We start from the raw sequence: 11,808 nt of genomic DNA, 5'->3' as shown, positions 1-11,808 counted from the left end.
CCACCAACAAGGTAACGGGGGGGCTTGATCCTCAGCCACCGCAAGGATGCACCCACCACCAAACGAGTCAATGAGGATTATTCATGGGGTGTAGGTGAATATGAGTCCGAGGACTGCGGAGATGGTTTCCGGGAAGGTTTCCGGTGGTCTTCTGTAGCCGGTGTGCAGGACTCTCCAGGTCTTGATGTTGGCGATGACTCGTTCGATCTTGTAGCGGATCTGGTTGACGGTGGTGTTGTAGGTCTTGTCGTCTGGGTGGAGGGGAAGTTTTGCGGGTTTTCTTTTCGGGGTGATCATGCCCAGCCCGATGTACCCCTTGTCGCCGACATGGCGTGGTGGTGGTGTCCCGTCGGGTAGGTCGGTGGCCGGTACGTCGAGCAGGCCGCAGTGGCGCAGGGCCTGGGTGTCGTGGACCCTTCCGTCCTGGGGGTCGGAGATCCAGGCCAGGGTTCCTGACAGGGTGCAGGCCACCTGCACGTTCAGCCCCGTAGTCTTGTGCTTACCGGAGTACAGCTCGGGGTGGTCCTTCCAGGACCAGCACTGAAGCAGGGTGCCGTCGATGATCAGCTGGGCCGTGGGGTCCAGGTCCTCCACCGTCGGTACAGAGGCTTGGAGGGCCTGGGCGATCAGGGGCGTGTAGGTGCTGATGACGCGGGAGACGGTGGCCTGGGAGACGCCGTAGAGCTCGGCGAGCAGCTCCTGGGGCAGGTTGTGGCGCAGGTAGGTCAGGGTCAGTCGCACGCACAGGAACAGCCCCAGCGCCCTCGCCCCGAAGACCGGCAGATCGGGGTTCTCGGCGAAAATGGCCTCGCACAGGCCCACAACCTCACACCGAGGGATTCTCGTGCTACTATTCGTCATGGCGGTTTGCTTCTTGGTTGGATTGGCTTAAGCACCAAAGATTCTCTCAAGAGCAAGCCGCCACCCTGCTTAGCGACACGCTATTACCAACAAAACACCCTAAACACCCCTATGAATAAGCCTCAATATGCCCCAACTACTACGCCCTCAAACACGAAAAGCTCCACAAACATTCGTAACATTGACGTTTGTCAGGCACCCCTTGTCGATCGATAAATACATTTGGTAGAGTGCCCACATGATGAGAAGCGCAGTCTGTGAACGAAATTCGACGCCACTCTTCAGTCGCTTATGTATGCCACCGTCTCGAATTGCACCGGAGTTCGCTGCTCTAATTGGCGCACACCACGCTATGCAGTGAAGTGTCCCGACGCACTAAACAGTGGTCTGAACTCAGGAGGGCGGCGTTTCTGTGCTCCTCGGTGTGAAGAATGCGTTAATTTTGCCCAATCAACCAACTACTGCTATATGAGAAGTCAAAAACTGGTGCCGAACGTTAACGTTTCGAATTTGACATTTAAGTATCGTAACGTACAAGCTCTTGATCGTGTGAACTTCACCGTCTATGCGGGGGATTTTTTCGCCATTATAGGACCGAATGGCTCTGGAAAATCTACCCTGTGCAAAGTACTGCAAGGTATACTGAGTTCCCCTAAAAACGCTGATGTCCTGATCGCTGGAAAACCTGCAGGTACGATCAGCGCCTGCCGATTGCTTGCATATTGCGGCGACAATGATCACATGCCCCGTTTTTTGACGGGGGAAGAATTTATTCATAACTCAGCGCGTCTCCACTCTCACGGTGAACACAGGATCCGCGTTTCGAGGAAGGAGATTGAAGAGACATTTGTCCAGTTGGGGATGGAGGGACGCCATAACGAAATTATGGAAACATACTCGCACGGTATGTTAAAGAAAACCCAGCTGGCTGCGTCACTACTGATTAATCCGCTAGTAATTATTGTTGATGAAACGCTCAATGGGGTGGATATAGAGGCTCAATATAAAATCGAAGTGGAACTGCGTAGATTTTGTCAAGAAGGAGGGACGGTGCTCATGTGTAGTCATGATTTTGCGATGCAATCACGAAATGCAAATAAGTTTCTCCTCCTAGATCGCGGTCGGGTAGTCGTCACTGCACCAGTCGTTGAGTTAGCGAAAGAAGGACTAAGTATCGAAGATTTGGTGAGACAGTATATCGGAATTCCCGAAAGCCAAATAAATGCCTAGAGTCGCTCCTGCTGTCGTGAGGGAACGATATGCGCGTGTGTTTGCGGTAGCGCGCATTATGTTGCTGTATATTCTTCGCGTAGTTATAACGAAAGGAGCGTTAAGATCGAGCACAGTACGTTGGGTCTCGGCTCTGTGCATTGCCTTGCTTCTGATTACAGCCAGCGCGATTTCGGTGATTACTTTTTCCGGCGCCAGAAACAACAGTTTCGCCGTTGATCTGATATTCTCCATTAACTCAATTTCTTCTGTGCTGTGGAGTGCTCTGGCGTTCTTGATCACAAAAATGTTGATGGCTAGTTCGTCTGGGATGATGTCTCTGACCAATCTATTAGCCGTGACGAATAAAGAGCGTCAACGTGCAGTGGATGTCCTTGACATTCTAGCGCTGTTTGTCATCATTAGTGCTGGACTGTTTTCTATGACAGTAGGAACGATGGTGTCGTTCGGTGATGAAGCCGTAGTTCCACTGTTGACCTGCATGGTGCTTCCGGTACTGACCACATTGGCTGTGCTTACGACGCTCTATCGAGCGACTGACCTTATGCTTGCTCATTTGGGAATCAAGAAGAACAGGGGATCTATCATGATAGCCTTGTTGTTCTTCGTGGTAGTTGCATCGTGGAGAGAATCTATTTCCCTGGTAGTAAAAATTGCGTCACCTATGGAAAAGCGGCCATTTTCAATATGGACGTTAGTGTATAAAGATCTAGTCGAAAGGTATGGTTCGGTATCACTAGTATTTATTTTTCCAGCGTGCCTCTTTGTTCTCGTTGTGGCGTTCGTGTTGGTTCCTTCAACTAACATGGAGGCCAGATCAAGATTTTTTGACTTCCCGCTTCCGGGATCGTTCGCTAGTGGAATTAAGTTTCATTTAGCGTACGCTTTGCGTAGCCGCTATGCTGTGGAATCAGTATTGCTGAGCATTGTATTTATAGCATTTATGGCAACGTTCCCACCGGGAGACATACCATCGGTGTTGTGGGGGGTTGAGCCTGTGACCTTCAGTGGTTTCTACCACTTCGCATCCGTCAACCCGTCCATACGGGTGCTCGAGCCCAATTTGAGTTCCACCAGGATGTACAGTCAAATGATGGTGTCGCAACTGCTGGTTGTTGGTTGCCTTGCCAGTTTAGCGACATTTTTTGACGTTCTGCGGGGAGAGGAACTGTCGGCGACACTGATAGGTACTGTAGGCGTCCTAGGTTCCCTCATAATCTCGATTTGTGTTGGCATCGCTATGCCGGCGATGGATGATAATCCAATTTCTGTACTTGTAGGAACTTGTATCGCTTTATCGGTCCTGATTCTGCTGTCGATCATCACTGGGGTGATTAATGTAAGTAGTGCCACAACAGTAATGTTAGTCGTACTTGTCGTGTGCCTGGTTGTGGTGTACAGCATATACTCTCTCGAAGCGAACAGAAAGGTAAACCATGCGTCACGTTAAATTGTTTCTTTTCAGCATTATGATTAGTTTTCTCATCACTGCAGGGGTGGCGGTCATAACGATTGTTGTCATGATGTTCTCAGTGCACACGGATTCGGCGCATCTTACCGGTCTGTTTGGGGCGGTTTATTTCCAGTCTAGCCTGAATGAATCTGGTAACGTTGTCGCCAGTGCAGGTATTAATTCTGTGCCTCGAATTGCTGCAATTTGGGTCGTGGTGTGTGCTGTATGTTTGGTGGCCTCCTACGCTTTCGCTGCTCTCAAGCGATACCGTGACCGCTTGATTGAACATAAGCAGTAATTGCCTCAAGGCAGCATGGATTAAGGGCAGTCTTCAGACAAAGAAGTCATGAGGGACGTCAATTGGGATGACTGCAATCTGCGCATACCTAAGTGATCCTGTGAGCCGTTCTTTACAAGGCATGTAATCCAAAATCGATAAGATGCCGATTGTGGGCCCAGGTATTGCAACCGTCACGAGGTTGTTTTACCGTAGAGTCTCTTAAAAGCGTCCGCGTTAAAACTAGGGATAGGAGTATCTGCTGATGCCCGATGATTGCCGCAATGCTGTAAAATACTTAAATCAGACACGTTGATATCTTGATATGATTGCGCCTTTAAAGTCCGTCAACGATGCCTCTTTAAATGGGTGGACCGGTCTCCAGTATCTTAGTATAACTCCATTGTTGAGGCATCTTGCAACAGTAGGGTTGTTACCTTTAATAGTTTCACTGGTAGGCTTTGTGGCGTCGTTTGGTTCTCTGGGAGGGCGGATATTTTTCGCAAAGGCAATAGTTATTGTCGTATGGGGAATGTTGGGTTCCTTTTTTCTTCACGAGTATTGTCATTTCCTTGTGGCTCGGAAGTTCAACCCAGCGATTCTTGCTAGGTGGGAAATCGGAATTCTGAGAATTTCTCTCCTAGAAACAGGAAGTAGAGCGCCGTATGAGCGGGCTGTTATCGCCGCAGCAGGACCTGTCATTACCTTTGCGGTAGGGCTGGGGTTGCTGCTTCTCTGTCACTTTATATGTTTATTCTCTGTGCTCTCTGTTGCTGTTGAAGATGTCGTAGTTATTGTGAGTATCGGGCACATGCTACACATCCTGTATCTGCTTCCTTTCTTTTCGGATGGGCGAACAATTCTATGTTGTATCGTTGCGCGATTTTGAGGAAGGGTGTGACTGTAATTGAATTCTCTGTCGACTGGGTGGTGTCTAGTTATCCCTTCGTCCTGGGAACCCGCGCTGATGTTATCCGCCACTACGACCGCCCTGTCGCGCCGGCCCCTGACCTAGCCTCGATCTTTCATTGGTTGGTTGAGTGGGGTGTGGGTGGCGTCGTTGCCGGTGTCGTGGGGGCGATTATGCCGGTTGGGTGTGACGGTCTGCCGCGTGTCGTCTCGCGGTGGTCGGGCCTTTCCAGGGGCCAGGGTTGTTCCTTCAGGGTCGTGGTGGGCAGGAGGCGGCGGTCGGGTGCCTATGGTGCGGGTAGGGCCTGAAAGCCGCTCAGTGCGGTCAGCAGGAGGCTGGTGAAGGGGTGGTCGGCCTTGTAGCGCAGGACGGTGCGGCGGGCACGGTGGGTGATGACGGCGGGGATGCTCATCAGGCGCAGGCGGATCGTCCTGGGCTCCCAGGTGCGGGCGGGGGTGGAGGCCAGGGCGAGCGGCTGGGAGAAGGCCAGCAGGTCACAGGCCAGGGCCACGATCAGGCACCAGATACGGTTCTGGGCGAACCCCTGCAAGGGAAAGCGGTCAAGCCCGGTGTCCTTGGCACAGCGGATACGGTCCCCTGGCAGCGGGCCCGTAGCCGGTGGCGGACCTCGAGATCGGCGAGCTGACCTACTTTTGTGTTGGTGGCGAAGGCGGTCAGCCGGTAGCCCCCGACGTCCTCGAAGCGCAGCTGGGCTCCCTGGTGGGGCCGCTCTCGGCGCACGGTTGACCCGCACCCCCTTGGGCCAGGCGGTCAGGTCCAGCAGGTCAGTGATCTCAGCGACGTCCGCACCCTGCCTGGGCTGTCCGTCAGCGTTGTAGGCCGGGTCCCAGGCGGCCTCGGGGATGGTGCCCGTGGATCTGCGGCGTGTGGTCCGGCAGCGTGAACCCCACGCTGTAGGACACCCGCCGACGGGCCAGGAGCTCAATGGTCTCCTTCGTGCCTCCGGCCCCGTCGATGCGCACCAGCACCTTTCTACCGGGTCTGGGGCCGAGCCCGGCCTGGTCCAGTGCCCGGCGGATGATCTCGACGTGGTCGGCGGCAGTGTTCGATCCCGCGTTACCGGGACGCAGCACGAGCGCCGCGCACTCACCCCCACCGTCGGGGCCGTGGTCGAACCACGCGGTCAGCGGGTGGTAGCCGAACCCCTTCTTGAAGGTCGGGGCCGCACCCTCTTTGTCTGAGTGCACATTAACCAAGGTGGCGTCGACGTCGATCACCAACGGCCGGTTCGCCGAGACGCCGGCGGTCGGTGAGTGCTCGCCGGCCAGGGCCCACACCCGATGCCGCGCTGTCCTGCGGGCCCGGTTGACGGCGGCCTCGACAGCCTCGACGTGGTCGGCCAGGGCCCCTGCAAGTCGCGAGACCGTCGGGTCGGAGGCAACAAGCCCGAAGACCTCCTTGTCGCACCGCAGCAGCGAAAGGTCCGACAGGCACCGGCCTCCCAGGGCCACGCACACCGCCAGATCCAAGATGATCTTGCCCGGGTCGTGCACCGACCCCGGCCGCCGCCACGTAGACAGGGCCTGCGAGAGCTCGTTGCCCAGGCCCGTGACCCCGCTCGTCTCGGTCAGCAGCCTCGCCCCGGCCAGACCCACCGCCGGCACCTGACCGGACTCCACACCCACAACCGGGTACAACCCGCTATTCTTCACCACGAAGGTGTCCTCCCCCTGGAGTTCTCGGATTTCAGCAACCCGCATTATTCCAGGCGAAGCGACACCTTCACCCCACTTTCACCACCTCAACGATGAAATCTCGAGGCTAGGTTCTTAAGGAACGTGACCGACCCCCGCGATCGGTGGGGTGTGCGTCATGACCTGGCTACGGTGCTGTCCCTGGCAGTGACGGGGGTGCTGGCCGGCTGCTGGAGCCTGACGGCGATATGGGAGGACACCACCGACCTGACCGGCGCCGACCTGCGCTCTCTGGCCTGCCGGTGGGGCAGGCCCTGCCCTCGGAGTCGACTATCCGCAGGGTCCTGCAGGATCTGGATCCCACAGGTCTCAACACCCTCTTGAGGTCATGGTTGTGCACGCGTACCGGTTCCATCGAAGGAAGAACAGTCATCGCGGCGCGTCGGCACGACCATCCGTGGCGCTCGCCAGGGGCGGGTGTCGGCGCCTCATCTCCTGTCCGTCCTGGACCAGGCAACCGGCGCCGTGCTGACCCAGGAGCGGGTGGCGGACAGGTCCAACCAGAGGTCCCCTCCCTGCCGGTCCTTCTCGAACCGTTGGACCTCGACGGGGCGGTGGTCACCGCCGATGCGATGCACGCCCAGGTAGACACAGCCGAGTGGATCACCCGGCGTGATGGCCACTACCTTCTTACGCCTCTGGGCAACCAGAAGACCCTGCGCAGGACGCTCAAGAACCTTCCCTGGAAGAGCGTCCCGTCCGTCTCGGGTGTCGACACCTCTCGCGGTCGGCGGGTGCGGCGTAGGTTACTGGGGGATCGAGGACCGGCTCCACGTCGGTCAGGGACGTGGTCTTCGACCAGGGGACCGCCACCAGCTACGCACCGCCAATGGCCCACAGATCGTGGTCGCCGTAAGGAACCTGGCCACCCGGCGTCATCCGGCTGGTCTACGGCGCCGCCATCTCCATCGCCTCAACCACCAGATCCCAATCAAGACACTCCAAAGGAGCCATCAAGCTCATTACCCAAGCCCCCACCTAAACCGACTTTGCCGACCCCTGGGGGCGAGGTCCCCCGATGATGGGAGCTGCTACACAACCCAGCTGAGAGACCTCGACGTGCTTGAGACTGCCTTCTCTTGCCCTGACCTGACGACCTTCCTGAGCTCGGGCGCCCTGGGGCTGGCTGCGGTGGGTTAACGCTGCCCTTGTTCTCGCATGCGCTGGTAGACCTCTCGCAGCCGGTCCTCGTCGCACGGGAACGAGCCGCTCATGAGCAGTCCGGATCATTGATCCGTGCGGGGCGGGTCGATAGCCTTGGACTCCCGGCGGATCAAGGAGGACTCATGGGACTGGGATGGTTTGGCGCCCCCGAGCACAAGCGCTGGCTCGCCTACGAGACGCATGCACTGCTGCACTACGCGCGCGCCGCGCAGGTGCCCACCGGATTCGGGTGGATCGGCGAGGACGGCGAGGTGGACCTCTCCCACCCCGTCGAACTGTGGATCACCGGCCGCATGACCTTCGCCTTCTCCCTGGGGGCGCTCATGGGCATCCCCGGCTGCCGCCGCTACGCCGACCACGGCGTGCGCGCCCTGGGCGGGCCCCTGCGCGACCCGGTCAATGGCGGCTGGTACTCGGCGATCCGCCCCGAGCCCGACGCCGAGGGGCGCGGCGTCCCGATCGTCCCCGAGGCCCGCAAGGAGTGCTACCAGCACGCCTTCGTGCTGCTGGCCGCGGCCACCGCGACGGCCGCCGACCGGCCCGGCGCCCACGAGCTGTTGCGCGACGCCATCGCGATCCAGGACCGCTACTGGTGGGATGACGCGCAGCAGATGCCGATCGAGTCCTACGCCTTCGACTTCACCGACCCCGAGGACTACCGCGGCATCAACGCCGCCATGCACACGGTCGAGGCCTACCTGGCCACCGCCGACGTCACCGGCGAGGTGCGCTGGCTGGAGCGGGCGCTGAAGATCGTCGACTTCGCCGTCAACGTCCAAGCGCGTCAGCACGGCTGGCGCCTGCCCGAGCACTACAGCACCTCCTGGGAGCCGCGGCTGGACTACAACCGCGACGAGCCGGCCCACCCGTTCAGGCCCTACGGCGTCACGCCGGGCCACGGCCTGGAGTGGGCGCGCCTGACCGTGCAGCTGCGCGGCGCGCTCATCAACCGCTCCATGAGCGCGCCGGACTGGATGCTGGAGGCCGCCGAGCACATCTTCGAGCAGGCCCGCACCGACGGCTGGCGCGTCGACGGCGCCCCCGGCTTCGTCTACACCACCGACTTCGATGGCGAGCCGGTGGTTCACGAGCGCATGCACTGGGTGGTCTGCGAGGGCATCTCGGCCTCGGCCGCCATCCGCCAGGCCCTGCTCGACGACGGACGCGGGGAGATCGACGTCGAGCACTACGAGCACTGCTACCGGGCCTGGATCGACTATGCCGAGGAGTTCCTCATCGAGGCGCCCGGGGTGTGGACCCATGAGCTCGACCGCGACAACCGGCCCTCGACCCGTACCTGGGCCGGGCACCCGGACATCTACCACGCCCTGCAGGCCATGCTCATGGCGCGCCTGCCGGTGTGGCCGGCGATCGGGCAGGCCCTGGCCGAGGGGCGGCTTGATGAGCCGAACTCGCTGCTGCCGGCGCGCGCCAGCAAGTCGCACCGCCGCGGGTTCTTCAGCAGGTCCTAGGAGCCGGCGCGAAAGCGGGAGGAGGCCTCCGCGCGTTCGAGGGGTAGGTCGCGCGGTCGTACCCTCTACCCCTCGACCGCGCGACCTACCCCTCGATCGCGCGACACAAGGTACGACCGCGACGTCGACCGCCGGTGGGCTCGCGGTGACTGCCGGCCCACCGGGATGGTAGGGTCTGTGCCTGTCGCGCCCTGAGGCGCGGCCTGGAGAGGTGACAGAGCGGCCGAATGTGGCGGTCTTGAAAACCGCTGTGCGCCTGGCGCACCGGGGGTTCGAATCCCTCCCTCTCCGCTCAGGGGGTCGGCAAAGTCGGTTTAGGTGGGGGTTTGGGTGAGTAGTCTGATGGCTCGTTTGGGTTGTCGTGACAGGGATCTGGTGGTGCTGGCGATGGAGGTGCCGGTGCCGTGGAAGAGTCGGATGAGGCTGATGGCCAGGTTACGCAGGGTGGCCATGACCTGTGGGCCGTTGCCGATGCGCAGCTGGTGGCGGTCCTCGTCGAAGACCACGTCCCTGACCCAGTGAAGTCGGTTCTCGATTCCCCAGCGCCCTTGGACCCAGGCCGCGACGACCTCGGGCTGGGCATCGGTCATAGGGAGGGAGCAGATCAGGTAGACCACCTCAACATGCTTCCTGCTCTTGATGGTCCTGGTGCGTCGGAGCTGGACCACCTGCGCAGCCCCGGGGAAGTCCACCCAGGCGGGAGCCTCAATCGCCTTGGCAGCGCGCCGCACCCGCCGACCGTGACCGGCATCGACGCTTGAGACGGACGGGACACTCTTCCAGGGCAGCGCCTTGAGCGTCCTGCGAAGGGTCTTCTGGTTGCCCTTGACCGTCAGCACGTAGTGACCACCACGCCGGGTGATCCACCGGGCTGTGCCTGTCTGGGTGTGCATCGCATCGGCGCTCACCACCACCCCTTCCAGGTCCAAGGGTTCGAGAAGCTCCCTGAGCGCGGGGATCTCGTTGGACTTGCCTGCCACTCGCTGCTGGGTCGGTACGGCGCCGGTGGCGTGGTCCAAGGCGGCCAGGAGGTGCGGCGCTGGGTCCTTGCTGGTGCGGGCGCCGCGCATGGTCTTGCCGTCCACGGCGATCACTGTGCGGCCGTTGATGGTGCCGGTACGCGTGCACAACCATGACCTCAGGTGGGCGTCAACGTCAGCGGGGTCCAGGTCCTGCAGGACTCGGCGGATGGTCGACTCTGAGGGCAGGGCCTGGCCCGCCGCTAGTCCCAGGGCCTCCAGGTCGGCGCCGGTCAGGTCGGTGGTGCGCTCCCATATCGCCGTCAGGCTGCGACAGCCGGCCAGCACCCCGGTCACGGCCAGGGACAGGACCGTAGACAGGTTATGACGCACGCCCCGACGGTCCCTGGGATCAGCCACGTTCCTGAGAACCTGGACCAGGGGCCGGCGCGACAAGGCGGTCGTGGTGGAAGATGACATCGGCGCGGGCTCCCAGGACGAAGGGATTGATTAGACACCACTCATCGTCCCTGCGGGGCCCGCGCCCCCGTCCTAGCGACACACCACCCCCGTCAAAACGGCTCAGACACCCCCACCCACCAACTTTGCCGACCCCCTGCCTCTCCGCTCAGAACTTGAGAACTTACTCGAACCCTCGGCAGCAGGTGTGCTGCCGAGGGTTCGAGCATTGCGGGAGTGGGGAGATGGGAACGGCTATGGTGCGATTGTCAGGCGGAGGCTTCGGGATGTGCTCGGGTCAGCTGTAAAAGTGGACTGGATTGTATTTTCCTCCATTCAGAGGGTTGTGTGCCTGATAGAAGTAGCGAGTGTCCTCGAAGGCTCGTGCTAGGCTGACGCATTTTGTTGCCCCTGGGCCGACTGAAATATGATAGCTCGGCCCTCGTCGCCCGTTTGATGGTGCTACGGTGACTCCCGCATAATCCGTGCCAGTTCCTGTGACGCAGAATCGGTCGTTCGTGTCGTCGTAACTGACCTTTGTGTATCCTCCTGTGCTGTAGTCGGTTGGTCCGAAGGAGTTGGCAGACGCTGGTGCGGCTACGGCAATTGCTCCTAGAAGTGCTGAGCTGACTGCTGCGGTCTTGATGAGGTTTCGCTTTGTGAATCGCATGGGGATCCTTCTGTGTGGCGTTGAGGTCGAGGATGACGTCGCGTTCTTTCTTGTGCCACCATGAAACCGCAGAACTCGCCCTGAAGGTAGGGGGATCAATCCCCTGTGGTTCGTGTATGAGGTGCGGTTGTGGGGGCGTGCTCGAGCCCTCGGCAGCCGATGTGCTGCCGAGGGCTCGAACGTTATAGGGGGAGGGATGGCTGTGATCTTCGGAGGGGGGTGCTTGGGGTTGCTCTTGGATCAGCTGTAGAAGTCGACTGGTTTGTGGCCATTCACTTCGTAATAGTAACGACTGTCTTCGTAGGCTCGTGCCAAGCTGACGCACTTTGTTTGTCCTTGATAGACTTTGAGAAAGTGGCTTGGGCCGCGTCCGTTGAATGGTCCGATATAAATGTAAGTCGGATTAAGGAGGCCGTTATTTGTGATGCAGAATCGGTCGGCTCCATCGTTGTAGCTCACCATTGCCTGTCCGCCGGTGCCGTAGTCCGTCGGTCCGAATGAGTTCGCTGAGGTGGGTGCTGCAACCGCTAGTGCTCCAACAAAAGCTGAGCTGATGGCTGCGGTCTTGATGAGGTTTCGTTTTGTGAGTCGCATGGTGACGTCCTCCTTTGGGTGGGGATTGAAGTTGGGGCGACTTC

At 59.6% G+C, this 11,808-nt stretch carries 8 protein-coding genes, 1 tRNA gene and 1 pseudogene; 6 read left to right on the top strand and 4 right to left on the bottom strand.

All coding sequences use genetic code 11. The annotated features are described in order from the left end of the window. Nucleotides 1-81: 81 nt before the first annotated feature. On the bottom strand, nucleotides 82-822 hold the full coding sequence (locus tag EL340_RS10985) for a transposase family protein (RefSeq protein WP_126414785.1): 741 nt from the start codon (nucleotides 820-822) through the stop codon (nucleotides 82-84). Between the two features lie 525 nt (nucleotides 823-1,347). Between EL340_RS10985 and EL340_RS10980 the strand changes: the two genes are divergently transcribed. The 3 genes from EL340_RS10980 (at nucleotide 1,348) to EL340_RS10970 (ending at nucleotide 3,842) form a co-directional block, all read left to right on the top strand. Beyond that, nucleotides 1,348-2,091 carry an ATP-binding cassette domain-containing protein gene (locus EL340_RS10980; protein WP_164719385.1) on the top strand — a complete coding sequence of 248 codons (744 nt, stop codon included), beginning with the start codon at nucleotides 1,348-1,350 and terminating at the stop codon, nucleotides 2,089-2,091. A 175-nt stretch (nucleotides 2,092-2,266) separates the two neighbouring features. Beyond that, nucleotides 2,267-3,541 (top strand): hypothetical protein, encoded by a 1,275-nt coding sequence (locus EL340_RS10975; RefSeq protein WP_164719384.1) that lies wholly within the window; start codon nucleotides 2,267-2,269, stop codon nucleotides 3,539-3,541. Next, entirely contained in the window at nucleotides 3,528-3,842 is a 315-nt protein-coding gene (locus EL340_RS10970; protein WP_126414591.1) for a hypothetical protein, read from the top strand. The genes EL340_RS10975 and EL340_RS10970 overlap by 14 nt, the downstream gene beginning before the upstream one ends. A gap of 1,175 nt (nucleotides 3,843-5,017) precedes the next feature. On the opposite strand, the pseudogene EL340_RS10965 reads toward EL340_RS10970, so the two are convergent. Next, nucleotides 5,018-6,407, bottom strand: a pseudogene (locus tag EL340_RS10965) (IS1380 family transposase). 123 nt (nucleotides 6,408-6,530) lie between these two features. On the opposite strand from EL340_RS10965, the gene EL340_RS15520 reads away from it, so the two are divergent. The 3 genes from EL340_RS15520 (at nucleotide 6,531) to EL340_RS10950 (ending at nucleotide 9,373) form a co-directional block, all read left to right on the top strand. Next, nucleotides 6,531-6,770: a transposase family protein gene (locus EL340_RS15520; protein WP_331860013.1), complete on the top strand. Its 240-nt coding sequence runs from the start codon at nucleotides 6,531-6,533 to the stop codon at nucleotides 6,768-6,770. A gap of 962 nt (nucleotides 6,771-7,732) precedes the next feature. Beyond that, nucleotides 7,733-9,082: an AGE family epimerase/isomerase gene (locus EL340_RS10955; RefSeq protein WP_126414590.1), complete on the top strand. Its 1,350-nt coding sequence runs from the start codon at nucleotides 7,733-7,735 to the stop codon at nucleotides 9,080-9,082. 205 nt (nucleotides 9,083-9,287) lie between these two features. Continuing rightward, nucleotides 9,288-9,373, top strand: a tRNA-Ser gene (locus tag EL340_RS10950). A 23-nt stretch (nucleotides 9,374-9,396) separates the two neighbouring features. Here EL340_RS10950 and EL340_RS10945 read toward each other — a convergent pair. Then, entirely contained in the window at nucleotides 9,397-10,521 is a 1,125-nt protein-coding gene (locus tag EL340_RS10945; RefSeq protein WP_126413142.1) for an ISAs1 family transposase, read from the bottom strand. Between the two features lie 889 nt (nucleotides 10,522-11,410). Further along, nucleotides 11,411-11,764: a hypothetical protein gene (locus EL340_RS10935; RefSeq protein ID WP_126414588.1), complete on the bottom strand. Its 354-nt coding sequence runs from the start codon at nucleotides 11,762-11,764 to the stop codon at nucleotides 11,411-11,413. Between the last annotated feature and the right edge of the window lie 44 nt (nucleotides 11,765-11,808).

It is taken from the genome of Actinomyces viscosus (genome assembly GCF_900637975.1).
In the GTDB taxonomy this organism is placed as follows: domain Bacteria; phylum Actinomycetota; class Actinomycetes; order Actinomycetales; family Actinomycetaceae; genus Actinomyces; species Actinomyces viscosus.
The sequence above is the reverse complement of the archived record's forward strand: the minus strand, read 5'-3'. Positions and strand labels throughout refer to the sequence as shown.